Annotated in this window: 20 protein-coding genes; 12 read left to right on the top strand and 8 right to left on the bottom strand. The window is 57.1% G+C overall.

Annotated features, from left to right (window positions below; genetic code table 11):
- Positions 1-149: 149 nt before the first annotated feature.
- The gene (locus JXR15_RS04795) at positions 150-1,274 is read right to left on the bottom strand and encodes an ABC transporter ATP-binding protein (protein ID WP_422052087.1); all 1,125 of its coding nucleotides are present in this window, start codon (positions 1,272-1,274) and stop codon (positions 150-152) included.
- 72 nt (positions 1,275-1,346) lie between these two features.
- Positions 1,347-2,432 (bottom strand): polyamine ABC transporter substrate-binding protein, encoded by a 1,086-nt coding sequence (locus JXR15_RS04790; RefSeq protein ID WP_422052086.1) that lies wholly within the window; start codon positions 2,430-2,432, stop codon positions 1,347-1,349.
- Between the two features lie 147 nt (positions 2,433-2,579).
- Here JXR15_RS04790 and JXR15_RS04785 point away from each other — a divergent pair, with 147 nt between their 5' ends.
- From JXR15_RS04785 to JXR15_RS04755, 7 genes are all read left to right on the top strand, one after another.
- Entirely contained in the window at positions 2,580-3,296 is a 717-nt protein-coding gene (locus tag JXR15_RS04785; RefSeq protein WP_422052085.1) for a GntR family transcriptional regulator, read from the top strand.
- Between the two features lie 87 nt (positions 3,297-3,383).
- Complete coding sequence (locus tag JXR15_RS04780) at positions 3,384-4,772, top strand: aspartate aminotransferase family protein (RefSeq protein ID WP_422052084.1); 1,389 nt, start codon at positions 3,384-3,386, stop codon at positions 4,770-4,772.
- A 310-nt stretch (positions 4,773-5,082) separates the two neighbouring features.
- Complete coding sequence (locus JXR15_RS04775; protein WP_422052083.1) at positions 5,083-6,186, top strand: ABC transporter ATP-binding protein; 1,104 nt, start codon at positions 5,083-5,085, stop codon at positions 6,184-6,186.
- 82 nt (positions 6,187-6,268) lie between these two features.
- The gene (locus JXR15_RS04770; protein ID WP_422052082.1) at positions 6,269-7,357 is read left to right on the top strand and encodes an extracellular solute-binding protein; all 1,089 of its coding nucleotides are present in this window, start codon (positions 6,269-6,271) and stop codon (positions 7,355-7,357) included.
- A 104-nt stretch (positions 7,358-7,461) separates the two neighbouring features.
- Complete coding sequence (locus JXR15_RS04765; RefSeq protein WP_422052081.1) at positions 7,462-8,736, top strand: ABC transporter permease; 1,275 nt, start codon at positions 7,462-7,464, stop codon at positions 8,734-8,736.
- Positions 8,737-8,741: 5 nt separating this feature from the next.
- On the top strand, positions 8,742-9,953 hold the full coding sequence (locus JXR15_RS04760; protein WP_422052080.1) for an ABC transporter permease subunit: 1,212 nt from the start codon (positions 8,742-8,744) through the stop codon (positions 9,951-9,953).
- A 117-nt stretch (positions 9,954-10,070) separates the two neighbouring features.
- Positions 10,071-10,643, top strand: a complete 573-nt coding sequence (locus tag JXR15_RS04755) for a L,D-transpeptidase (protein ID WP_422052079.1) — start codon at positions 10,071-10,073, stop codon at positions 10,641-10,643.
- A 60-nt stretch (positions 10,644-10,703) separates the two neighbouring features.
- Here the strand turns inward: JXR15_RS04755 and JXR15_RS04750 are convergent, their stop codons facing one another.
- Positions 10,704-11,975: a lytic murein transglycosylase gene (locus JXR15_RS04750; RefSeq protein ID WP_422052078.1), complete on the bottom strand. Its 1,272-nt coding sequence runs from the start codon at positions 11,973-11,975 to the stop codon at positions 10,704-10,706.
- A 91-nt stretch (positions 11,976-12,066) separates the two neighbouring features.
- Positions 12,067-12,753 carry a helix-turn-helix transcriptional regulator gene (locus tag JXR15_RS04745; RefSeq protein WP_422052077.1) on the bottom strand — a complete coding sequence of 229 codons (687 nt, stop codon included), beginning with the start codon at positions 12,751-12,753 and terminating at the stop codon, positions 12,067-12,069.
- 86 nt (positions 12,754-12,839) lie between these two features.
- On the opposite strand from JXR15_RS04745, the gene JXR15_RS04740 reads away from it, so the two are divergent.
- Positions 12,840-13,577 (top strand): glutathione S-transferase family protein, encoded by a 738-nt coding sequence (locus JXR15_RS04740; RefSeq protein ID WP_422052076.1) that lies wholly within the window; start codon positions 12,840-12,842, stop codon positions 13,575-13,577.
- Here the strand turns inward: JXR15_RS04740 and rnr are convergent.
- The 3 genes from rnr to dapE all read right to left on the bottom strand — a co-directional run bounded on the left by rnr (position 13,558) and on the right by dapE (position 17,664).
- Positions 13,558-15,822 carry a ribonuclease R gene (rnr, locus tag JXR15_RS04735; protein WP_422052075.1) on the bottom strand — a complete coding sequence of 755 codons (2,265 nt, stop codon included), beginning with the start codon at positions 15,820-15,822 and terminating at the stop codon, positions 13,558-13,560. The two genes, JXR15_RS04740 and rnr, sit on opposite strands and share 20 nt — an antisense overlap.
- Positions 15,823-15,947: 125 nt before the next feature.
- On the bottom strand, positions 15,948-16,496 hold the full coding sequence (locus tag JXR15_RS04730) for a TIGR04282 family arsenosugar biosynthesis glycosyltransferase (RefSeq protein WP_422052249.1): 549 nt from the start codon (positions 16,494-16,496) through the stop codon (positions 15,948-15,950).
- A 22-nt stretch (positions 16,497-16,518) separates the two neighbouring features.
- The gene (dapE, locus tag JXR15_RS04725; protein ID WP_422052074.1) at positions 16,519-17,664 is read right to left on the bottom strand and encodes a succinyl-diaminopimelate desuccinylase; all 1,146 of its coding nucleotides are present in this window, start codon (positions 17,662-17,664) and stop codon (positions 16,519-16,521) included.
- Between the two features lie 291 nt (positions 17,665-17,955).
- Between dapE and JXR15_RS04720 the strand changes: the two genes are divergently transcribed.
- Complete coding sequence (locus tag JXR15_RS04720) at positions 17,956-19,527, top strand: Hint domain-containing protein (protein ID WP_422052073.1); 1,572 nt, start codon at positions 17,956-17,958, stop codon at positions 19,525-19,527.
- Positions 19,528-19,530: 3 nt separating this feature from the next.
- Positions 19,531-20,637 (top strand): Hint domain-containing protein, encoded by a 1,107-nt coding sequence (locus tag JXR15_RS04715; RefSeq protein ID WP_422052072.1) that lies wholly within the window; start codon positions 19,531-19,533, stop codon positions 20,635-20,637.
- Between the two features lie 16 nt (positions 20,638-20,653).
- On the opposite strand, the gene JXR15_RS04710 is transcribed toward JXR15_RS04715, so the two are convergent.
- On the bottom strand, positions 20,654-21,025 hold the full coding sequence (locus JXR15_RS04710) for a hypothetical protein (RefSeq protein WP_422052071.1): 372 nt from the start codon (positions 21,023-21,025) through the stop codon (positions 20,654-20,656).
- A 353-nt stretch (positions 21,026-21,378) separates the two neighbouring features.
- Between JXR15_RS04710 and JXR15_RS04705 the strand changes: the two genes are divergently transcribed.
- Together JXR15_RS04705 and JXR15_RS04700 are read left to right on the top strand one after the other, a co-directional pair.
- The gene (locus tag JXR15_RS04705) at positions 21,379-22,959 is read left to right on the top strand and encodes a choice-of-anchor L domain-containing protein (RefSeq protein ID WP_422052070.1); all 1,581 of its coding nucleotides are present in this window, start codon (positions 21,379-21,381) and stop codon (positions 22,957-22,959) included.
- Positions 22,960-23,069: 110 nt separating this feature from the next.
- On the top strand, positions 23,070-24,143 hold the full coding sequence (locus tag JXR15_RS04700) for a transporter substrate-binding domain-containing protein (protein ID WP_422052069.1): 1,074 nt from the start codon (positions 23,070-23,072) through the stop codon (positions 24,141-24,143).
- Positions 24,144-24,159: the final 16 nt, after the last annotated feature.

Below are 24,159 nucleotides of genomic sequence, written 5' to 3'. Positions count from 1 at the left end.
TGCAAGCTGATTTGATCGAGTGCGCCAAGGAACAGAAGCTGGCCAAATAGGTACAGAGTGTTCAGGAGAGACCCGAAGCTCACCAACGTAGCCAGCCCAAGGGCGCCAATTGTGAGTGCGAGGAGAAAACTTGCCGCGGACCGCATCGCTTAGCGCTCCAGAAAGACACCGGCGGTGTCTGTCCAGCTGAGCCATACTTTGTCTTCCCAGGTAAACGCACGGCGGGAGATACGGCGGTTGTTGGCGGATTGCGCCTTGATGATTTGACCACCTGGTAGCTGCACGTGGTAGGTCGAGATGTTGCCGAGGTAGGCAATGTCGTGCACTTCGCCCTGGATGGCGTTGGCGGCGTTGTCAGGCTTTTCCGCTGAAATGGAGACTTTTTCGGGCCGGATTGCATAGTGCACGTCCTGACCTTTTGCGGCCCCGTCCAGCGGAGATCCCACCACAGCAGGTTGGCCCTCGGCCCAATGCATGTGCAGCTTTTCGCCTTGCGGATCAGCCTTGCCTGAAATCAGGTTCACGTCGCCGATGAAGTCCGCCACGTAGGTGGAGTTGGGCGCCTCGTAAATCACATCCGGTGTGGACACCTGAATGATCTTGCCATGGTCCATTACCGCCACGCGGCTTGCCACCGTCATGGCCTCTTCCTGATCGTGGGTCACAATCACAAAGGTGGTGCCAGTGGTTTCCTGAATGTCCATCAGCTCAAACTGGGTCTCTTGGCGTAGCTTCTTGTCGAGTGCGCCGAGCGGTTCATCAAGCAACAACAACTTGGGCGCTTTGGCCAAGGAGCGCGCAAGCGCCACGCGCTGGCGCTGACCACCGGAGATCTGGTGGGGTTTGCGACGGGCAAATTTTTCAAGCCGGGTCAGCCGCAGCATTTCTTCGACACGCTCGCCAATCTGTTCCTTGGGCATCTTGTCCCGTTTCAGGCCAAAGGCGATGTTTTCCCAAATCGAGAGATGCGGGAACAGCGCGTATGACTGGAACATCATGTTCACAGCGCGCTTGTTGGGCGGCACAGCGCCAATGTCCTGCCCCGCAAGCAGGATCTTCCCTTCAGTGGGCGTTTCAAATCCCGCCAACATGCGCATCATTGTGGTTTTGCCACAGCCGGAGGGACCTAGAAGGGCAAAGAACTCCTTCTCAAAAATGTCCACGGTCAGGTCATCAATCGCCGTGAAGTCGCCAAAGCGTTTGGTCACGTTCTGAAATTGAATGAGGGGTTTTGCGTTGGGATCATCCCAAGGGGCAAAGACATCAAGCGCCATGGCGGGCTCCGGCAATGTTGGAGAAGTCAAAGTGGCCCGCGCAACAGGTGCGCGAGCCAGGGTCAATCAGGCTTAGGTGCCGGATTTGATTTTGGTCCACATACGGGTCACAACGCGCTGTACCTTTGGTGGGTATGGCGAGGTGGTGTAGAGGTTTTCCAGCGTGGCTTCGTCCGGGTAGATCGCCGGATCGCCAATCACGTCTTCTTCCAGCAAGGGCTGGGACGCCTTGTTGCCGTTGGCGTAGTAAACGTAGTTGGACGCATCCGCCATGTTCTGCGCATCCATGATGAAGTTCAGGAACTTGTGCGCAGCTTCAGCGTTGGGCGCATCCACTGGAATGGCCATTTGGTCAAACCACATCAACGCGCCCTCAGACGGTGCGTTGTAGGCAATTTCAACCCCGTTTTCCGCCTCTGCGGCACGGTCACGCGCTTGCAGAATGTCGCCGGACCAACCCACGGCCACACAGATGTCCCCGTTTGCCAGTGCATTGATGTACTCGGAGCTGTGGAACTTTTGAATGTAAGGCGCAACTGCGGTGAACAGTGGTTCGGTCTTGGCAATCACATCTTTGTCGTGGCTGTCAGGGTTTTCGCCCAAATACGCCAAGGCCGCCGGGATCATCTCATCCGCTGCGTCCAGCACGTGCACGCCGCACGAGGCCAGTTTTTCCATATTGGCAGGATCGAAGATCAACGCGAGAGAGCCAATCGGGGCGTCGTCGCCCAGCACTTCTTTCACTTTGCCAACGTTCACACCAATGCCGGTGGTGCCCCACATGTAGTTGATGGAGTACTCGTTGCCGGGGTCGTAGCTTGCGGTGCGATCTGCGATCACGTCCCACATGTTGCCAGCGTTGGCCAGTTTGGATTTGTCGAGCTTCTGGAACGCGCCTGCCGCGATCTGACGCTGCAGGAAGGTTCCAGAGGGCACAACCACATCGTAGCCGGAGTTGCCGGCCAGCATTTTGGTTTCCAATACGTCGTTGCTGTCAAACACGTCGTAGATCAGCTTGATTTTGGTCTCTTCTTCGAATTTGGCCAAAAGAGCCTCATCGATATAGTCAGACCAGTTGTAAACGCGCACCTCTTCGGCGGTGGCAGCAGTTGCACCAATCGCCATTGTGGCCGCGAGTGCGATGAAGGATGTCTTCATGATGTTCTCCCGTTGGACGCCAGGTTCCGACCCGGTCGCATTCTGTGAGATTAATTTGATCAAGTTTTTGCGTTATGGCAATATGCTTGTGCATTTTGCCGATGATTATACGTTCTAGCACATCGCATTGAGGATTGGATTGCACAAATGGAAGGCACTGGGAAATTGGGACAAGGTTTTGATCACAGCGACGAAAACGCGGCTCGCGTCCCGGTGCATCAGCAGGTTTATGCGCAGCTGCGCGATGCGGTGTTGTTTGGCGAATTGGCGCCGGGACAGGCGGTCACCATCCAGGGTTTGATCGAACGCACCGGTGCCGGCATGACCCCCATTCGCGAAGCGATTCGCCGATTGACCAGTGAAGGGGCGCTGGAGTTTCGCGGCAACCGGCGTGTGGTGGTGCCGATGCTGACCGTGGATGCCATAGATGACCTTATTTTTCTGAGAGAAACCGTGGAATCGCGGCTAGCTGCGCATGCCGCGGAGAAGATCACGGCAACAGATATTGCAGCGCTGGAAACGATTGATGCACAAGTTGATGAGGCGATCACGCGGGGCGATGTGTCTGCCTACCTGCGGCAGAACTATGCCTTTCACGCCAAGCTGTATGCGGTGGCCAATGCGCCTACTCTGATGGATGTGGCCAACAGTGTTTGGCTGCGATTCGGGCCGTCGATGCGGGTGGTCTGTGGGCGTATGGGCACGCAGAATCTGCCCGACAATCACAAGACTGCACTGGACGCTTTGAGGGCCAAAGATGCGCAATCCACCGCCGATGCAATGCGCGAAGATGTGGTGCAAGGCATGGAACAGATCCGTGCGGCACTGCGGGATGGCACCGCATTTAGCGAGACGATTGACTAATCAGAATTTGATCATATTTTTGTGACAAGAGATGTGAAGCGGTGATTTGGCCGTTTTGCCCACCCTGATTCTGTTGCGAGGTTAGCCATGAACGCGATCACCAATCACTTGCCCACTGCGGAGCTCCAGGCGCTGGATGTGGCGCACCACATGCACCCGTTCTCCACCCAGAACGATTTTCATGACGCTGGCGCACGGGTGATCACCCAGGCCAAAGGCGTGACGCTGACCGACAGCGAAGGCGAGCAAATTCTCGACGCGATGGCGGGATTGTGGTGTGTGAACATCGGCTATGGCCGCGATGAGCTGGCAGATGTGGCGGCTCGTCAGATGCGCGAGCTGCCGTATTACAATACGTTTTTCAAAACCACCCATGTGCCGGTGATTGCGTTGTCCGCAAAGCTGGCGGAATTGGCACCTGGCGATCTGAACCATGTGTTTTATGCGGGCTCCGGCTCGGAAGCGAACGACACCAACCTGCGTTTGGTGCGGCATTATTGGTCCGCTAAAGGCAAACCCACCAAGACTGTCTTTATCAGCCGCAAGAATGCCTATCACGGCTCAACAGTGGCAGGGGCAAGCCTTGGCGGTATGGTGCCCATGCATCAACAGGGCAGCCTGCCAATTCCGGACATTCACCACATCAACCAGCCAAACTGGTGGGCCGAAGGCGGGGACATTTCACCGGAAGACTTTGGCCTGCAGCGCGCGCAAGAATTGGAAGAAGCGATTCTGGAGCTGGGCGAAGATCGCGTGGCGGCCTTTATTGCCGAGCCGATCCAGGGAGCTGGTGGTGTGATTATACCGCCAGAGACCTATTGGCCGGAAATTCAGCGCATCTGTGACAAATATGAAATCCTGCTGATTGCGGATGAGGTGATCTGTGGCTTTGGCCGCACTGGCAATTGGTTTGGCAGCCAGACCGTGGGCATCAAACCCCATATCATGTCGATCGCCAAAGGCCTGTCGTCAGGCTATGCGCCGATTGGTGGCAGCATTGTCTGTGACGAAGTCGCCGAAGTGGTGGCCGCGACCGAATTCAACCATGGTTACACTTACTCTGGTCACCCCGTGTCTTGTGCGGTGGCGCTGGAGAATCTGCGAATTCTCGAGGAAGAGAAAATTGTCGAGCATGTGCGTGACGATGTGGCACCGTATCTGAAAGAGAAATGGGAAGCGCTGGCGGATCATCCGCTGGTGGGCGAAGCCAAGATTGTCGGCATGATGGGCTCCATTGCACTGACTCCCAACAAAGCGACGCGTGCCACGTTTGAAGCAGAGGCCGGTACCGTGGGTTACAAATGCCGCGAGCACTGCTTCGGCAACAATCTGGTCATGCGCCATGTGGGCGACCGGATGATCATTTCTCCACCACTGGTGATGACCCGTGACGACATCGACGTGCTGATTGAGCGGGCGACTCGCGCGTTGGACCAGACCTTTGAACAGATCAAATCCGAAGGGCTTTACAAGTAATCTGCCTATTCTTTGCGCAAATTTGATCAACCCGGAGCCCTGCTCCGGGTTTTTTTGTTGTCCGCTCTAGCGGAGGCTTTGCAACTTTAGCCGGAAATACTTTGAAGTTTTGCAGACTTATGGGTTTACCATTTGATCATAATTGGCGAAAATCGTCACCGAAGTGTCGCAAACAGACGTCGACCCTACCAATAGGCTGGCAGACTTTCCCATACGGAATGCTGGCTTGCGCATTTAAGCTCAGGTGTGGTTACACTTGAGACAGACGAGCAGAGTAAATCTGCCGACCGACAACACAGGGAGCCGATTATTGGCTGATAGTGCATCTAACGACGCGTTTGTCGAATTCGACCGCGTGCAAAAGAGCTATGATGGTGAGACCCTCGTCGTCAAAGATCTGAACCTAAGCCTTCCAAGAGGCGAGTTTTTGACAATGTTGGGCCCATCCGGCTCTGGCAAAACAACTTGCCTTATGATGTTGGCAGGCTTTGAAACGGCAACCCACGGCGATATTCGCCTTGGCGGAACCTCCATCAACAACATCCCACCGCACAAACGCGGCATTGGCATGGTGTTCCAAAACTACGCGCTGTTCCCGCATATGACGATTGCGGAGAACCTGAGCTTCCCACTGGAAGTGCGCAAAATGGGCAAAACCGAGCGCGAAGAGAAAATCATGCGTGCCTTGGACATGGTCGAAATGGGTGCCTTTGGCGGCCGCCGGCCTGCCCAGCTTTCCGGGGGTCAGCAACAGCGTATCGCTTTGGCGCGCGCACTGGTGTTTGAACCCGAACTGGTTCTGATGGATGAGCCACTGGGTGCGCTCGACAAACAACTGCGTGAAAAGATGCAGTTTGAGATCACCAACCTGGCGCACAATCTGGGCATCACCACAGTCTATGTGACCCACGACCAGACCGAAGCGCTGACCATGTCAGATCGCGTGGCGGTGTTTGATGACGGCCGCATTCAGCAATTGGATCCACCGGACACCCTGTATGAAAACCCACAAAACAGCTTTGTGGCGCAGTTCATCGGCGAGAACAACACGCTCGAGGGCGTGGTCAAAGAGATCAACAACGGCATCGCAATTGTTGAACTGGACGACGGCGAGTTGATCGACTGTAAGCCAGTGCATGAAAGCGTGAAGCCGGGTGCCCGCACCCGCGTGTCGATCCGTCCGGAACGTGTTGAATATAACAAAGACCGGATTCAGGAAGGCGCGCACACCCTGAAAGCTGAAGTGAAAGAGTTCATCTACATGGGTGATATCTTCCGCACACGTCTTTCGGTTGCGGGCAATGAAGAGTTTGTAATTAAGACTCGGAACGCCCCGGATGTGGAGCGCCTCACCCCAGGTCAGCAGATTGAAATTGGCTGGTTGCCTGAAGATTGCCGTGCGCTGGACGCCTAAAACGGGCTGGCGCACACAAACCGGGCGGAAGATCCGGACCCAAAAACAACAGACCATAAGAAATCAACAAGGAGTGTATCCAATGAAAACCAAGCTGACAGCTCTTGCCGTCACAACCGCACTGGTGGCCCCTGCCGCCATGGCGCAGGAAATGACCATCGTATCCTGGGGCGGCGCGTATTCTAAGTCGCAACTGAAAGCCTACCACGAGCCCTACTCTGCGAAGTCCGGCGTGACCATCATCAACGATGATAGCTCCGCTGAAGCCGTGGCCAAGCTGCGTGCGATGAACGAAGCCGGCAACGTGACATGGGATGTTGTGGACGTTGTGGCTGCAGACGCGATCCGTCTGTGTGACGAAGGTCTGGCAATGGAAATCGACGCAGACACCCAACTGGCCGCTGCGCCAGATGGCACCTCTGCTTCTGAAGACTTCGGAGACCTGCTGGTATCCGACTGCTTTATCCCGCAGATCGTATACTCGACCACATTCGGCTACCGTACCGATCTGGTAGGCGACACTGCGCCATCCACCATCTGTGACGTGTTTGACACCGATGCGTACCCAGGCAAGCGTTCGCTGGAAAAGCGCCCAATCAACAACATGGAATGGGCTCTGCTCTGTGACGGCGTTGCAAAAGACGACGTTTATGACGTTCTGGCAACTCCGGAAGGTCAAGATCAGGCTCTGGCCAAACTCGGCACCATCAAAGACGACGTGATCTGGTGGTCTGCTGGTGCGGACACACCTCAGCTGCTGGCTGACGGTGAAGTTGTGATGGGCTCCACCTACAACGGCCGTTTGTTCTCTGTGATCGAAGAGCAGAAGCAGCCGGTTGCCATGCTGTGGGACGCACAAGTGTTTGACCTTGATGGTTGGATCATCCCAGCTGGTCTGTCTGATGAGCGTAAAGCACAGGCACTGGACTACATCATGTTCGCGACAGACACACAGCGTCTGGCGGATCAGGCCAAGTACATCTCTTACGGTCCAGCACGTGCGTCTTCCGCACCGCTGGTTGGTAAGCACGCGGAACTGGGCATCGACATGGCGCCACACATGCCAACCGATCCTAACAACGCGCAGAACACTTTCCTGTACAACTACGAGTTCTGGGCTGACTACCGTGACGACATCGACGCCAAATTCCAGGCGTGGCTGGCGAAATAAGTCCGCTTAGCAAGCTAAAGACAGGGCCGCGTTGGGCGGCCCTGTTTCTCCACAAAAGATCGGGCGTCACATAAGCCTGACATGTGAGACAAAACGGGGACATTATGACCGACGCCACCTCCCAAAGCGGGCCGATGCTCGCCGCCGACGGCACACCGCTAAAGAAAAGCCTCGCTCGGGCACTCCGCTTGCAAAAAACACGTGCCTTGATGCTGATTGCGCCTTTGTTGGTGTTTGTTCTGGTCAGCTTTATCTTCCCGATTGGCAAAATGCTGTTCAAGTCGGTTGAGAACGACATTGTTGTCGAAACACTGCCGCTGACAGTGGCCGAGCTGCAAAATTGGGATGCCGAGTCCGGTGCGTTGCCAGATGAAGCGCTCTATGCAGCATTTGTTGCGGATATGGTGGTCGCGATTGACGCAAAACGGCACACCCGGTTGGGCACGCGCCTCAACTACGAACATACTGGTATGTCGTCCTTGTTCCGCAAGTCCGGACGTAAGATCAAAAAGCTGGATCCGGCCACCGATGGCCCGTTCAAAGAGCAATTGATCGACATCGACAAAAAATGGGGTGACGTGACCACTTGGGCGGTGATCAAGACCCATTCCGTGAAGATCACCAACGGCTACTTCCTGAACGCGATTGACATGCAGCGCACTCCGGAAGGCGCGCAGGCGCAGCCGGAAGACAAACGTATTCTAATCAAACTGTTCCAGCGGACTTTGTTTATGTCGCTGATGATCACAGTGAGCTGTATTCTGCTAGGCTACCCGGTGGCGTGGCTGTTGGCCAACCTGCCCGCCCGCACCGCAAATATCCTGATGATCCTGGTGTTGCTGCCGTTCTGGACCTCTCTGCTGGTGCGGACCTCGGCCTGGAAAGTGATGCTGCAACAACAGGGTGTGATCAACGAAGTTCTGGTTTGGATCGGCCTGGTGGCGGATGACGCCCGGCTGGTGATGATCAACAACCAGTTTGGTACCATTGTGGCGATGACGCATATCCTGCTGCCGTTTATGATCCTGCCGATGTATTCGGTGATGCAGACCATCCAGCCAACCTATCTGCGGGCCGCAAAATCCATGGGCGCCACCAACTGGACCGCGTTCTGGCGCGTCTACTTCCCGCTGTCCGTTCCGGGCATTGGAGCTGGGTCAATCCTCGTGTTCATTCTGGCAATTGGCTACTACATCACACCGGAAATTGTGGGTGGCACCAAAGGTGTCTTCATCTCCAACCGGATTGCCTATCACATCTCAAGCTCGCTGAACTGGGGTCTCGCTGCGGCGTTGGGCACCATCCTGCTGGGCGTCGTCCTGCTACTCTACTGGTGCTATGACAAGATCGTCGGCATCGACAACGTGAAATTGGGATAAGAACCATGGCTGCACTCACTCCGATTTCCCGCAAACCGATGTCTTTGGTTCTGCCCACTGTGGCAGCCGCAGGTGGCTTCTTTGGCCTGTTCATCGGCACCTCAAATGGCTCCGGCATTATGGGTGTGTTGATTGGCGCGCTGATGGCTGTTGTTGGCGCCGTGCTCTACATCTTTGTGCTCAAGAACGAGAAGCTGGGCAAATGGCTCACCATTGGGCTCTATGGCGCACTTGGGTTTTGGTTTGGTGGTCTCGCGGCCGCAATCGTTGGCCTGCTGTATGGCTGGTTTATCCAATGGTTCAGCTACTGGCTGTATGAGGGCCGTTATCGCGCCCGCCTGCTGCCGTATCTGACGCCGGGACAGGTGCTATGGCACTATGCGTTCCGTGTGATCTGTGGTGCGATCTTCACCTTCCTGATCACGCCAATTCTTGTGGTGATGCCGCTGTCGTTTAACGCGCAGGACTTCTTCACGTTCACACCGGAGATGCTGCGGCTTGACCCAGCCGGTTACTCGCTGAAGCACTATCAGGACTTCTTCACCAACAACGAATGGCAGCGCAGCTTCAAAAACTCGCTGATCATTGCGCCAATTGCGACTGTGATCTCGGTCAGCCTGGGTACATTGGCCGCGATTGGCCTGTCCCAAAGCCATGTACCCGGACGCCGTGCGATCATGGCGATTATGATTTCGCCAATGATTGTGCCGCTGATCATTTCCGCCACAGGTATGTTCTTTTTCTACAGCGACATCGGCAACTGGCTCGAAGGCACGCTGGGCATGAACAAGACCTTTGTCGGCTATGTGAAAGTGGTTCTGGCACACGCCGTGCTTGGCATTCCGTTTGTGATCATCACCGTAACCGCGACGCTGGTGGGTTTTGACCGCTCCCTGACACGCGCCGCAGCCAACATGGGGGCCAACCCGGTGACCACCTTCTTCCGGGTGCAAATGCCATTGATCCTACCGGGTGTGATCTCCGGTGGTCTGTTTGCCTTTATCACCTCGTTTGATGAGGTTGTGGTGGTGCTGTTTGTCGGATCTGCAAGCCAGAAAACCCTGCCATGGCAGATGTTCACCGGCCTGCGCGAGCAGATCAGCCCAACCATTCTGGCGGTGGCCACAATCCTGGTGGGGATCTCCATCCTGCTGTTGGCAACCGTGGAACTGCTGCGGCGTCGCTCTGAGCGGCTGCGGGGCATGTCGCCTAGCTAAGCAACGTTAGCGATTTCACAGCATATTTTGGGGAATATGGGCAAAGTCGGGACCACCTGACTTTGCCCGCTGTCACGTCTGTGGCATAGATTTTGCACGTAAACGGAACGAGTACTTATGCATAGACGCCATTTCCTTGCCGCTGGCGCCAGCCTTCTGGCCACCCCCCATATCCTACGTGCCGCCCAAGGCGGTGATTTCGAACTGATGGAGCACCTGAAACCCAAAGAGGTCCGGGTGAAGAAGAAATACGGTTTTCAACCGGGACAGCTGGTTGTGGTGCTGGCCTCCTACCACCTGTACCACATGCAGGATGAGCGCAACGCCGTGCGCTATGGCGTGGCGATTGGTCAGGAAGGGCTCAACTTCTCAGGCCGCGCCACCATTGATCGCAAGGTGGAATGGCCCAGCTGGCGTCCAACCCAAGAGATGATCGAGCGCAATCCGGCTTACGCCAAGTACGAAGACGGCATGCCGGGTGGCCCTAACAACCCATTGGGGTCGCGGGCGATGTATCTCTACCAGAATGGCCGTGACACGCTGTTCCGCATCCATGGCACCACCGCGCCGCAGTCGATTGGCACACCCAGCTCTAACGGCTGTATACGCATGGCCAACTGGCACATCGAACAGCTCTACGAGCAGGTTCCGTTGGGCACAGAGGTGATTGTGGTCAGTGGCCGCGAATAGGCAAGATACTCCTGACAGAACAGAAGGCGCGCCGGAATGAGACGCGCCTTTTTTGATGCCTTAACGCAGAGTTTTCAGCAGCGTTAGAGACGCATATCCATCCGGCACCATGCCTTCGGAGCGTTGATATTCACGTACAGCGGCGATGGTGAGTGGGCCAATCTTGCCGTCGATCTTTTTGGTGTCAAACCCAGCTTTGGTCAGGCGCTTTTGCAACTCAATCCGCTCCTTATATGTCAGTGCACGATCGCCACGTGGCCAATTTCCCTGAATGGCTGGGCCACCCTGAATGCGGTCTGCGAGATGACCGACGCCGATCACATAGGCATCGGCCGTGTTGTAGTGCTCGATCACGTCAAAGTTCTTGAAGATCATAAAGGCCGCCCCTTGCGCGCCGGCAGGTAGTAGGATCGAGGCCTTGCCATGATTGGGCACGGCACGACCACGCATGTCCTTGATGCCCAGACGCGCCCATTCGCTGGGGTTCTTCAGGTTCTCGCGGTTGGCGGAGGCGTAATCAAACCCTTTGGGCAGTTTCACTTCCACACCCCAGGGCTGATTTTTCTTCCAACCAAAATGCTTGAGATACGCGGCCGTGGAGGCGAGCGCATCGGTTGGGTCACCCGACCAGATGTCACGTTTGCCATCGCCGGTGAAGTCCACGGCATAAGATTGGAACGAGGTTGGCATAAATTGGGTGTGGCCCATGGCGCCAGCCCAGCTGCCTTTCATATTCTGCGCAGTGACGTCGCCGTTTTGCAGGATGCTGAGCGCGGCAGTGAGTTGTTCCTCAAAGAAATCACCGCGGCGCCCGTCATAGGCCAAGCTGGCCAGGGCCTCGATCACCGGCGTGCTGCCTTTGAAGGTGCCATAAGCGCTCTCCAGCCCCCAGATCGCGACCACAACCTCTTTGTCGACGCCGTAGCGCTTTTCAATCTTTTGCAGGGTGGCGTTGTGTTTGCTTAGTGCGGCCTTGCCGTTGTTGATGCGTGCGTCAGAGACGGCCGTATCAAGGTAATCCCAGATGGTCTTGGTGAACTCGTTTTGATTGCGGTCTTTCTTGATGATGTCGGCGTTGTATTGAACGCCCTGGAAGGCGCGGTCAAAAACTGCCGCGCTGATCCCCGCCTTGAGGGCGCGTGATTTGTAGCGTTTGATCCAGCGCTGCAGGCCTTTGGTGGAGGCGGCCACTTCGATGGGGTTTTGCGCGTTCAGAATCTCCGCCAACGGGCGCAGAACTGGGCGCAACGACTGTGATGGGGCGCCTGCAGAGACCGTTGACGCAACGACGGAGCCAATAACCAAACTCACCAAAAACCCAAATGTCCGCATCACAACTTTCCCTGCCTGTTTAAGGAAGTGTAGCGCGGCGATGGGAGCGGCAAAAGCGCTGTCAATCAGAGGCGCGGGGAATTGCCGATTGTTATTGCTCCGCTTCGAGTCGCGCTTTGAACTCCCGCAACATGGGGATCCGACGTGGGCGGAAGGAGCGGTTGGTGATGTCGAGATTGACCATACGATCCAAGCGAAACGCCCGATAGTCGGCGCGCAGGTGGCAGTAAGCCAGGAGGCAATGCACATTCTGCATAAAGACGATGGAGAGCGGATCAACTTCGCGCGTGCTGGGCCGGCCTTCGGCATCGCCATAGTCAAAGGCCACTGTCCGCTCTTCCCAGGCAGCTTGGCGCAGGGCGCCTGCGTCGATGGTGATCTCTGGGGGCTTGTGGAAGCGCTTTGCGGTCAAAACAGCGTGTTTCAAGCGATGCGCCTGCCCCTCTGGAAGGCGCGATTTGAGCTTGGTTAGTGCCGATTTTGCTGCATCTGCCAGCGATGGATCAGCCACCTCCATGACCTCGTTGAGCCCCACAACCAAGGCTTCGATTTCCTCCGGGACAAAGCCCAAAGGCGGCAAAGTGGCGTCTTCAATAAGTGTGAACCCAAACCCGGCCTCACCGTCAATCACGGCACCGAGGCCACGCAAGCTATCTATGTCGCGATAGATTGTGCGCTCTGACACGCCGGTTTCCTGCGCCAGCGCTTGGGCTGTGGCGGGGGGCGGCAGGTCGCGCAGGGCCTGCATAAGGTGGAACAGTCGGTCGGTACGGCTCATGATTTTGGGATACTGCACCCTACTGACAGAAACTGACAAGAGGCATCTGTAGGACTGTCGCCACAATCAATCAGTGGAGAGTTCCCATGAAGCTAATTTCATTTCCCGGTGACGCGCAGTTTCCAACCCATTCCCCGTTTTGCCTGAAAGCCATGTGCCTGCTGGAAATGGCCAAGGTCGATTGGCAGCCCGAAATGGTTCAGGATTTTGAAGCGCTGCCATTGGGCAAGGTGCCGGTGGCACGGGTTGGCGAGACCTTGATCCCGGACAGCCACAACATTCAGGCCTATTTAGAGTCTAAAGGCGCGGATTTCATGCCGGGATTGAGCCGGATTGAAAAGGCGGCAACCCACGCCCTGATCCGCACGGTGGAGGAGAGCCTGCGGCTTGGGCTGGTGCATGATCGCTGGCTGAATGACGCGTGTTGGGCCGTGATGAAAGAGATCTTCTTTGCCGCTGTGCCGGAGCCAATGCGGGAGCAAGCGGCGGAAGAGGCCCGCGGCCATGTGCGAGCTGGTTTGATGTCTGAGGGCATTGCGCGGTTCTCGCCAGAAGACCGTCAGGCGCGGTTTGACAACGACCTTGAGGTGATCGACGCCAAGTTGGACGGGCAACAATTCCTGTTTGGCGACACGCCAACAGCCGCAGACGCGGCGGTCGCGCCGGTGCTGGATATGATCCTGACGCTGCCTGTTGCCACCGACCTGCGTAAGGCGACCGAGGCGCGGCCCGCCTTGGCACCTTATGTGGCGCGTGTGCGGGAGGCGATTTATCCGGACATTGGCAAAGTCATGCAGGCGTTTTTTAACGTCGCCGCCGAGTGACCTTGCGTTTGGTCTTGGCCGCCTTGTGCTTTGCTTTGGTGGCCTTGCGCCGGGTGGGGCCACCGCGGCCCCGCCCCTTGCCGCCGCGACCAGCACGTTTGACCAGCTCGCCATCCAGCGAGATCAACTCAAGCGCGATGCCGCCGGTGACCGCAGTCGCCTCTTTTAAGCGCGCCGTTACACGTTGCCCCAAGCCAATCACGATGCCTGTGTCAGAGCCCAGAAGCGTGTTGGTCTCCGCGTCAAAGTGGAAGTATTCCTGCCCCAACTCACGCATCGGGATCAGGCCATCCGCACCGGTTTCATCCAGCTTCACAAACACGCCAAAGCGGGCGATGCCGCTCACCCGTCCGGTGAACTCATTGCCAATCCGTTCGGACATATAGGCGGCAAGGTAGCGATCCGTCGTGTCCCGTTCCGCCAGCATTGAGCGGCGTTCGGTGTCCGAAATATGGGTGGCGGTTTTTTCGAGTACTTCGGTGGCCTCGGGTGTGAGGCCGTCATCGCCCCAGCCGTGCGCCGAAATCAGAGCGCGGTGCACGATCAAGTCGGCATACCGCCGGATCGGCGAGGTGAAGTGCGCATAAGCCCGCAGCGCCAGGCCGAAGTGGCCGAAGTTGGACGGCGCGTAATACGCCTGCGTCATGGAGCGCAGGGTGGAAATGTTGATAAGTTCCGCCTGTTCCGTGCCTGCGGCGGCATCCAGCAGCTGGTTCAAATGGCGCGTTTGCAGCACCTGCCCTTTGGCCAACGTCAGGCCAGCGGCCTGGGCGGTGTCACGTAGGGCTGTGAGTTTCTCGGGACTCGGTTCCTCGTGCACACGGAACAGCAGCGGAGATTTCTTGGCAATCAGCGTCTCAGCCGCGCAGACGTTGGAGAGCACCATGAACTCTTCGACCAGTTTGTGGGCGTCAAAGCGGTCGCGGAAGTTCACAGAGGTGACTTCGCCTGCGTCCGAGAGCTCAATTTTGCGTTCCGGCAGGTCGAGTGCAAGCGGCTGACGCTCGGCTTTGGCCTTTGTTAGAGCCTTATATGCTGCGTAGAGCGGGGTGATGATCTCATCCATTATCGGCGCGCAGCGCTCATTTGGATGGCCGTCTTGCGCCTGTTGCACTTCGCCGTAGTTCAATGACGCCACAGAGCGGATCATGGCGCGGGTAAAGCGGTGGCCGATTTTTTTGCCCTTGCTGTCGATCTGAATGCGCAGGGCCAACACGGCGCGCGGCACACCTTCGTGCAGTGAGCACAAATCGCCAGAGAGGCGGTCCGGCAGCATCGGCACCACACGGTCCGGGAAGTAGCTAGAGTTGCCACGTTTGCGGGCCTCTCGGTCGAGCGCCGTGTCGGATGTCACGTAGTGCGCGACATCGGCAATCGCGACCCAAAGCACATGGCCGCCCTCGTTTTTTGGATCGTCATCCGCATGCGCCCAGCAGGCGTCATCATGGTCGCGCGCGTCGGCCGGATCGATGGTGACAAACGGCATGTCCCGCAAGTCTTCACGTTGACCCAAAGGCGCCGGCTTGGCTTTATCAGACTCTGATAGCACCTCATCGGGGAAAGTGTCTGGGATGCCATGTTGATGGATGGCGATCAGGCTCACAGCTTTGGGTGCTGTTGGATCCCCAATGCGGGCCACAATACGGGCGCGCGGCAAACCAAGTCGGCCTTTGGGGCCGGATTGCTCAGCCTCGACCAGTTCGCCGTCCTTGGCGCCGTGGGTTTGATCGGAGGCCACGGACCATTCTTTGCCGTCGCCCTTGTCGATGGGCAGGATGCGACCGCCTTCGGCGGTTTTGCGGAACATGCCCAGCACGCGGCGCGGGTTGGTGCCAATCCGGCGGATCAGACGGGCCTCATATTGGATGTCGCCGTCATCCAGCTTGGTCAGCCGACCGAGAATGCGGTCGCCTGCGCCCAGCGCCGGATCAGACGCACGGGGCAGCACCAGAATTTTGGGCTCTTCGCCTTCGCCATGCCATTCCAGAGGGCGGGCAAAAAGATCGCCATCGGCGTCTGCCTCAAGGATCTGCAACACGGTGACCGGCGGCAGGCTTTCCGGATCGCGATAAGTTTTCTTCCGTTTTTGCAGATGCCCTTCGGCCTCCAGCTCCTTGAGCAGGCGCTTCAGGTCAATGCGCGCAGCCCCTTTGATGCCAAAAGCTTTGGCGATGTCACGTTTGGAGGTGAGGGTCGGGTTCTCGGAAATCCACTCAAGGACTTCCTCTTTGCTGGGCATAGGCATGGGGTGGCCCTAGCACGGTGATGCGGGGAGGTCACGCGGAGAAAACTGGGGGCAAGTTGAGGGGCCAGCCCCTTCTTGGGCCTGTGGCCCAATTCAACCCCGAGATATTTGGGGAATGAGAAAGCTTAGAGACGCGCCAGATCGATGGCGGTATCCACATCTGCCAGCGTGGCGATGGTGGCAATGCGCGCATCGGGCAGGGTGGCACGGCTGTCAGCCAAGGCGTGTTCCGTGGACCAGCGCACATTGGCAAAGAGGCCTGGTTTGGGGGCGTGTTTCAAACCCACCAGCCAGTAGCCGCCATCCGGGGCTGGACCGAACACCGCGTCATGATCGCCCAGCGCCTTGAAGGCATCAGCGACGTGGCCTGGCCGAATACCGGGAATGTCAGCACCAATGATGCAGGTGGGGCCTTGGTGGAAACGCAGCTGTCGCGCCATGCGGTCGCCGAGGGTGCCGGTGCCTTGTGGCACGCGTGGCAGGTGAGCTGGCCAAACACGCGACGTGAGGCCTTTGTGATCCGGCGCAACGGCCAGGATCAGGTTCCAACGCGGATCATCGAGACGGCGCAGCAGGGCAGCGGATTGGTGGCGGAACCACCAGGCGGCGGCGGTCATGCCGAGGTCGCGGCCCAGCCGGGTTTTCACACGGCCTGAACGCGGTTCCTTGATCATCACCACAAGGTTTGGGTGATATTTAGGCAAAATAGTCTCGCAAAATGCGGCTGTAGATGTCTTTGAGCTGATGGATTTGCGCAACCGGCACCTGTTCATCCACCTGATGCATGGTTTTGCCCACGAGACCAAATTCCACCACCGGGCAGTGGTGCTGCACAAAGCGGGCGTCCGAGGTGCCACCAGACGTAGAAAGCTCCGGGCGGCGACCGGTTTCAGCTTCCACAGAGTTGGCCACCAATTCGGACAAATCACCGGGTGGGGTGATGAAGCTTTCCCCAGAGATGGTGACTTTCATGTCGATGCCAACGCCGGTTTCCGCCGAGATAGTATCTACTTTCGACTGTATCCACTCTGTGAGGGACGCGCCGGAGTGGGAGTCGTTGAAGCGGATGTTGAGCGTTGCTTTGCATTCCGCCGGGATCACATTGGTGGCCGGATTGCCTGTGTCCATGGTGACGACCGCCAAAGTAGACGCATCAAAATGGTCGGTGCCATTGTCCAGCGGCTCGGAAGAGAACTGATCCATCAGGCGGGCCATCACCGGCAGCGGGTTGTTGGCGCGGTGCGGATAGGCGGAGTGACCTTGTTTTCCGGTAAAGGTGAAATAGGCGGTCATCGAGCCGCGACGGCCAATTTTCATCATCTCGCCCATCTCGTTGGGGCAGGTTGGCTCGCCCACCAGACAGACGGACATGCGCTCCTGTTCGGTGGACATGTAGTCCAGAAGCGCGGTGGTGCCGTCGATGGCGTCACCCTCCTCATCGCCGGTGATGGTGAGGATGATGGCACCCTCTGGCGGTGTGTTAGAGACAAAATCAATCGCGGCGGCAGCAAACGCGGCGACACCGGATTTCATATCGGTGGCGCCACGGCCAAACATGATGCCGTCTTTGATGTCTGCGCCAAACGGATCTACCGTCCAGGCGGCCTCGTCGCCAACGGGCACCACATCCGTGTGACCGTTAAAGCCAAACGTCTTGCTGTCGCCTTTGCGGCCCCAGCGGGCAAAAAGGTTGCTGACCGCGCCGCGATCTACGCGGTTGCAGTCAAACCCGGCGTCCGACAGCAGCTTTTCCAGCAAGACCAGCGCCCCGCCCTCCTCCGGCGTCACAGAGGGACAGCGGATCAGATCTGCGGTCAGCTGTGCGGCATCGGTCTTGGTCATGGCGGGTTCCTTTGTGTGATAAGCTTGCGCCATGGGTTGTGGCACAGCCACGGCAGACCGGAAAGCCACATTTGGAACACAAAGCGGTGGGCCACCCCTTAACAAGCGGAAAAATATGCTGTTTAGTTAGAGTTAATAAAAATCGACCGAGGCAGGTCACCAGCAGTTCGGCTAAAACAGCCAAAGGTTTCCAACAAACGCATCTCGAAGTGCAACGAAACCCGTATGAGCGCCCTGTGAGCAGGTGGGCGTTGTTGTGTGGCGTGCCTCATCAACATGAGGCGAGAAATAATGCCCAGATTGCCCGTAAACACCGGCGCGTCTGCCATGGATATGGCGGAAACCATTTTTGGCGATGACGTGACCATTGTGTCCGCAGACTATAATGGGCAGAACTCCTCTTCCGGCATCTACACCAATGGCGACAGTGTTTCTCCTGGCGCAACCCCAAGCGACGAAGGGGTGATCCTATCTACGGGACATGCCAGAAATTTTTCCAATCGCTGGGGCGGCAACAACCAACGCACCAACCGGTCGACAGATACCAACGGTGAGGACAACAACGCCGAATTCAACGCGGTGGCCGGCACCAACACCTATGACGCTTCTTATCTGGACGTGTCTTTTGTCGCCAATGAAGCGGGTCAAATGACCATGCAGTTCGTTTTTGCGTCAGAGGAATACCCGGAATACATCAGCTCCATCTATCAGGACTTTGTCGCGGTTTCGATCAACGGAAGCTATGTTCCGCTAGAAATTGGCAACGGGGATGTGGACCCGGGCAACATCAACAACGGCGAAAACGAAAGCCTGTTCGTGAACAACACCGGGGGTCTCTACAACACGGAAATGGATGGGTTCACCATCACCATGACCCTGACGTTTGACATCGTTGCGGGCATGAATGACATCCGCATTGTTGTGGCCGATGTGTCAGACAGCCAATACGACAGTTCGCTTTTGATTGCGGCTAATTCGATCCAGACATCCCTGATTGCCAACACCGATGAGGTAGAGCTGCCGATTGACGGCACACGTACCATCGACGTGCTGGCCAATGACGTGAATGACACCGGCAATGCCATCACCATCACGCATATTTCAGGACAGCCAATTACAGTTGGTGTGCCGATCACATTGCCAAGCGGGCAAATCATCACCGTCAACGCAGATGGTACCATCACTTTTGAAGGCGACAGTGATGAAGAAGAGGTCAACCTGACCTACACCATTGATGACGGAAACGGCACAACCGATGTCGGCTATATCAAGATCAATCAGGCGCCTTGCTTCACGGTGGGCACATTTATTCGCACGCCACATGGCGAAGTGCCAATTGAGTGCCTGAACGTGGGGGACTTGGTTGAGACTTTGGACAACGGCCCCCAACCGGTGCGTTGGATTGGGCGGCGCAAGGTGCCGGCAACCGGAGCGATGGCCCCGATCCGCATCATGGAAAACACCCTTGGCAACCACCGCGAGTTACTGCTCTCCCCGCTGCACCGCGTGTTGATCCGCAATGCCTGGGCGGAGCTGTTGTTTGGTGAAGAAGAGGTTTTGGTCGCGGCGCGCGATCTGGTGAACGACAAAACCATCCGCCAAGTCCCGGGAGGCGAGGTTGAATACGTACATCTTTTGTTTGATGACCATCAGATCATTTTTTCAGAAAAGCTGATGACGGAAAGCTATTTGCCGGGGCCGCAGACCTCGAGCAGTTTTGAACCGGACATTGTTGCAGAGATCTGTGCCCTCTTTCCCGAGCTCGACCCGGTGTCCGGGGATGGGTACGGTCAAATGGCCCGACGTGGATTGCGCAGCTTTGAGGTCGCGACCCTCACTCAGATTGCCTTTGGCGGGGTCTGATCTATGAGTTGGATTGCACTTTGGGACAAAAAACACGCGTTGTTTGACCCAAACGGGTTGGCCCGTCCGCGCGGCGCGCCAACTGAGGCAATTGCAGATCCCCAGCCGCTCTCGAACACCACCCTGCCACGTGGCAGCTTGGTTGTTGAAACGCGGGTGTCCCCTTACGACCGGCCGCAAACGCTTTTGGGCATGGCCTCCCAAACCGGCAGCGGCTTTCGCCTGTCTTTGCAGGCGGTGCCCGGTGGCGGCGTTGTGCTTGTCCTGAACCGGGGTGGGCGCACCGCCCATGTGGCGGTCAATCTCGACACCGGGGGGCGTGCGGATGTCCTGCGTGTGACCTATTCCTGGGATCTGTCTGCCAATGTTGGTCGCCTGGCGGTGGAGCAACCCGGCACATGGCGTGTGGAGCTCCGTACGTTGGTGCGCCCAGTGGCTCTCACCCCCGCGGAAATCCGGGAGTGTGTGCAAGACGATGAGGCGCGTGTGCTTTCAAGCGACTTGTCCTTTATTGCGGTTTCCAACCGGATTGAACCCATTGGCCCAATGCCGAGCCTGTCTGAAGAAACGCCGGTTATGACCGCGCAGGGTTATCGCAAAGTCGGCACATTGAAACGCGGCGATGTGGTGCAGACCCCGTCTGGCGATTTGGTGCCGGTTTTGGCCAATATCCGCAGAACGGTGCCCGCCACCGGGCATTTTGCCCCGATCAAATTGCGCGCGCCCTTTTTTGGTCTCAGCCGCGATATTGTCACCAGCCCGACCCAACGGCTTATGATCGGCGGCAGCCGGGTCGAGTATATGTTTGGCTCCGAGTTTGTCTTGGTTCCGGCCGGGCATTTGTTACATGGCAACGCAGCAACTCCTGGCGGAGAAGCACCCTTAGTGACCTATTGCCAACTGTTGCTGCCCAATCACGAGGCCATTTTGGCAGCGGACACCTATGTGGAAAGCATGGATGTGGGCCGGATGCGCAGACGGCGGGATTTGCTAAGCGCCAGCTTGTTGTCAGGATACCCACGCCGGTTGCTGCCAGAACACGCGCGCACCGCCTTCCCGGTTTTGCGGGAGTTTGACGCGCTCACCTTGGCGGCCCAGCGCGCGGCGTGACAGGCGCCGATCGAGGTCAGTGCTCGGTGGTGGCAGCGTCCTCAGATTCTTCTCCGTGGTAAAACGGCGTCAACTGCGCAACAACCACAGAGTTTTCATCCAAGGCACGCTGCATCAAACCACGCTCATGGCCGTCAATCTCGTGGCCTTGAGCTTCACGTTCTTCAACGGTGCCATAACCGGTGACGTCAAGCGGGTTCAAATCCGCCTGCTTCAGAATCGCAACCGTTTCGCGCACCGCCTCCGCCTCGTCCACGCCGCTGGCATAGATCATCAGAGCGCCGCCAGTGGCTTCGTCCGGCAGACCATCTCCGTCTTTGCGCCCAACCTGCACCAACAGCGTGTACACCTGTTGCCGGGTCTTCTTTTTCTTTTTTTCCTGGGTCATGACGGTGCCTTTCTCTTAAACCGGCCTTAGCGCGCCATGGGGCAAAGGGTCAACCACTCGGTGCTGACTGCCGTTTTACACTTCCAACAATCGAGAAAATTTTCTTCTTTTTTTCAGAGTCTTGGGGTGGTTTGGTCATCTTTTGGAAAGGGTTGTATTCCAAACTGTTAGCGCGCAGAACGTGCCCTCTTTCTAATGGTGACTTTCGAATCTCCACTCGGCAATTTCACAGCCGACGCCAATGTCCGGGCACGTTGTTCCGCCGGACCAGCCAAAGCGTTCGACCGGGTTCCCAACTGAAACAGGGCAGAGACGCCACATCTATGGTTTGGGAATGCAAATAGGGGACCACTATGCCAACCGCATCAGAACTGCCAGTTGACAACAGTGCCAGTGCGACGCAGATGGCGGACGCCATGTTTGGCACCGGTGTCCAGGTATTGGGGGCAAGCTATTCCGGCCACCACATGTCCAGTGGGACCTATTCAGACGGTGACTCCGTGGCGCCGGATGCCACACCGTCTGACAGCGGGGTGATCCTCTCTACAGGTTACACCAAAGACTTCACCAACGCGGACGGTGACGTGAACGAGGCGGCCAATACAACTGGCCAAATGGACACCAGCGGCGACGATGATTTGTCCGAGATCGCCGGCGGAGAAACCTACGACGCTGCGGTGTTTGAAGCCAGTTTCATACCGGATGGCGACACGCTGACCATGCAGATCGTGTTTTCGTCCGAAGAATACCTGGAATACGTCGACGAGGGCTACAACGATGCCATAGGCATATGGGTGAATGGTGAGAAGGCCACGCTGTCGATTGGCGATGGTGACATCACAATCGACAACATCAACGACGAAGACAACAGCAACCTCTATATCGACAACCCGGCCGACGGCGAGGTGGTCAATAGCGAGATGGACGGGCTGACCATTACACTCAACGTGAAAGCACCGGTCAATCCGGGCGAGGTCAACACCATTAAGATCGGCATAGCAGACGCCGGAGACGACAAGTATGATTCCAACCTGCTGATCGCCGGTGACTCTATTCAATGCGCCCTTCTGGCGCATGACGATGAATATGAAATTGGGGCCGATGCCACCAAAACCGTGGATGTGTTGGCCAATGACTCGGCACCCGATGGCACAACCATGACCATCACCAAAATCAACGGCCAGGAGGTCAGTGCTGGTGACTCGGTTACGCTCACCTCTGGTGAAGTGGTTACGCTGAACCCGGACGGCACGCTTTCGATCCAAACGGACGATGATTTGGGCAGCGAGGCTTTCACTTATGAAGTGGAAGATTCAGACGGCAACACAGACACCGGATTTGTGAAGGTGACAACCACCACAGCGCCGTGTTTTGTCGCCGGGACTGAGATCGTCACCCAAGACGGCTTAATGAAAGTCGAAGACCTGATGCCCGGCCAAATGGTGCTCACCCGCGACAACGGCTTCCAACCGTTGCTGTGGATTGGCACAACAACCCGCCAAGCCACCGGATCCGATGCGCCGATCCGGTTGGAGAAAGACACGCTGGGTCACCATGAGGCCGTCGAGTTCTCGCCCAACCACCGCATCCTGATCAAATCTTCACAGGCCGCCATGTTGTTTGGCGAATCCGAGGTGTTGGTCAAAGCCAAGGATCTGGTGAACGGGGACACCATCACTGTGCGCGAAGACCATGGGCCGGTGACCTATGTACATATCCTGTTTGACCGCCACGAGATTGTGCGCGCCAATGGATTGGACAGCGAAAGCTACCATCCGGGGCAGGAAACACTCGACAGTTTTGATGCCGACACCCGCGACGAAATCCTGCGACTCATGCCAAATTCGGATGCGTTGATGGGTTACGGCTTTGGGCCCTCTGCCCGTGTGTCGCTGCGCAAATACGAGGCTGAGGCCCTCATGGCTGCGGCTTAAGGGGCAAAATGTCCGCATTAGAGCCACAAAACCCTAGGTCAACTTCAGAGCGCGGTTGACCGGGTCAAGCGGTGCGCGATAGGGGGAGCCAAGCAACTTCGGTACTGACTATGCGCTTCCTCCCCGCAGCCCTACTCTCTCTTGGCGCCATCTTGTCATGGATTTCTGTCGCCTCTGCCCAATCGGCAGAGACGTTGATGTTTGCGACCGTGGACCGTCCGCCTTTTGTCTTTCTGACTGACAACACACCGCGCGGCTTCAGCATCGACTTGATGCGGGCCATCGGCGAGGACCTGGGCAAGGAAATCACCTTTGTCCCTCAAGACAGCTTCCCAGACATGTTGGCGGCTGTAGAAGCGGTTTCCGTAGACGGCGCGATTGCCAATATTTCGATCACCGCCTCGCGTGAAACGGTGATGGATTTTAGCCAGCCGATTTTTGAGAGTGGCATTCAGATCCTGCTCCCGTCCGAACCCGGTAGTCTTGCGCGGATTGGCCACTTGCTCACACGTGAAATCATGACAGCCATCCTTGTGGCGCTGGGCCTTTTGTTTGGTGGTGGCATGATCATGTGGCTGTTTGAGCGCCGCCATCAGCCCTATTTTGATCGGCCTGCGAAAGACGCGCTGTTCCCATCGTTCTGGTGGGCCCTCAACTTGGTGGTCAACGGTGGCTTTGAAGAACGCATGCCGCAATCACGCCCGGGGCGGTTCTTTGCGGTGATCCTTGTGGTCGCCAGCCTGTTTGTGGTGTCGGTGTTTGTTGCGACCATCACCGCAGCTGTCACCGTGGAAGCCTTGCAAGACTCTGTAGACAGCATCAACGATCTGGAAGGTCGAAAGGTCGGGTCTGTTGAAGGGTCCACCTCCGCACAGTTCCTAACCGCGCGCGACATCCGGTTTCGGGACTTTGAAACACCCCATGAAGTGCTTGCCGCCTTTCAGGATGGCGACATCGACTCGGTGGTGTTTGACGGACCGATCCTGGCCTATTTTGCCACCACTGACGGCCGCAATGAATCCCGCCTGATCGAGCGGGTGTATCGGCCCGAAAACTACGGCATTGCCTTACCAACCGGCAGCCCGTGGCGTGAAGAGATTGACCAGTCTTTGCTGAAACTGCGTGAAGATGGCACCTATGACGCCCTGTTGGAACACTGGTTTGGTGCCACGTTCCGGCGGTAAAACTCCGGACCCTTTG

It is taken from the genome of Shimia sp. (assembly GCF_049116215.1).
In the GTDB taxonomy this organism is placed as follows: Bacteria; Pseudomonadota; Alphaproteobacteria; order Rhodobacterales; family Rhodobacteraceae; genus Shimia.
Note: the sequence above shows the minus strand (reverse complement) of the source record. Positions and strands in the feature narration are given on the sequence as shown.

Excerpts from the sequence above, each read along its gene's own strand:
- JXR15_RS04795 (WP_422052087.1), bottom strand. The coding sequence starts at position 1,274 with ATGGCGCTTGATGTCTTTGCCCCTTGGGATGATCCCAACGCAAAACCC.
- JXR15_RS04720 (WP_422052073.1), top strand. The coding sequence starts at position 17,956 with ATGCCCAGATTGCCCGTAAACACCGGCGCGTCTGCCATGGATATGGCG.
- JXR15_RS04700 (WP_422052069.1), top strand. The coding sequence starts at position 23,070 with ATGCGCTTCCTCCCCGCAGCCCTACTCTCTCTTGGCGCCATCTTGTCA.
- rnr (WP_422052075.1), bottom strand. The coding sequence starts at position 15,822 with ATGCCTATGCCCAGCAAAGAGGAAGTCCTTGAGTGGATTTCCGAGAAC.
- JXR15_RS04745 (WP_422052077.1), bottom strand. The coding sequence starts at position 12,753 with ATGAGCCGTACCGACCGACTGTTCCACCTTATGCAGGCCCTGCGCGAC.
- JXR15_RS04770 (WP_422052082.1), top strand. The coding sequence starts at position 6,269 with ATGAAAACCAAGCTGACAGCTCTTGCCGTCACAACCGCACTGGTGGCC.
- JXR15_RS04760 (WP_422052080.1), top strand. The coding sequence starts at position 8,742 with ATGGCTGCACTCACTCCGATTTCCCGCAAACCGATGTCTTTGGTTCTG.
- JXR15_RS04730 (WP_422052249.1), bottom strand. The coding sequence starts at position 16,496 with ATGATCAAGGAACCGCGTTCAGGCCGTGTGAAAACCCGGCTGGGCCGC.
- dapE (WP_422052074.1), bottom strand. The coding sequence starts at position 17,664 with ATGACCAAGACCGATGCCGCACAGCTGACCGCAGATCTGATCCGCTGT.
- JXR15_RS04740 (WP_422052076.1), top strand. The coding sequence starts at position 12,840 with ATGAAGCTAATTTCATTTCCCGGTGACGCGCAGTTTCCAACCCATTCC.
- JXR15_RS04750 (WP_422052078.1), bottom strand. The coding sequence starts at position 11,975 with ATGCGGACATTTGGGTTTTTGGTGAGTTTGGTTATTGGCTCCGTCGTT.
- JXR15_RS04765 (WP_422052081.1), top strand. The coding sequence starts at position 7,462 with ATGACCGACGCCACCTCCCAAAGCGGGCCGATGCTCGCCGCCGACGGC.
- JXR15_RS04790 (WP_422052086.1), bottom strand. The coding sequence starts at position 2,432 with ATGAAGACATCCTTCATCGCACTCGCGGCCACAATGGCGATTGGTGCA.
- JXR15_RS04785 (WP_422052085.1), top strand. The coding sequence starts at position 2,580 with ATGGAAGGCACTGGGAAATTGGGACAAGGTTTTGATCACAGCGACGAA.
- JXR15_RS04710 (WP_422052071.1), bottom strand. The coding sequence starts at position 21,025 with ATGACCCAGGAAAAAAAGAAAAAGAAGACCCGGCAACAGGTGTACACG.
- JXR15_RS04755 (WP_422052079.1), top strand. The coding sequence starts at position 10,071 with ATGCATAGACGCCATTTCCTTGCCGCTGGCGCCAGCCTTCTGGCCACC.
- JXR15_RS04715 (WP_422052072.1), top strand. The coding sequence starts at position 19,531 with ATGAGTTGGATTGCACTTTGGGACAAAAAACACGCGTTGTTTGACCCA.
- JXR15_RS04705 (WP_422052070.1), top strand. The coding sequence starts at position 21,379 with ATGCCAACCGCATCAGAACTGCCAGTTGACAACAGTGCCAGTGCGACG.
- JXR15_RS04780 (WP_422052084.1), top strand. The coding sequence starts at position 3,384 with ATGAACGCGATCACCAATCACTTGCCCACTGCGGAGCTCCAGGCGCTG.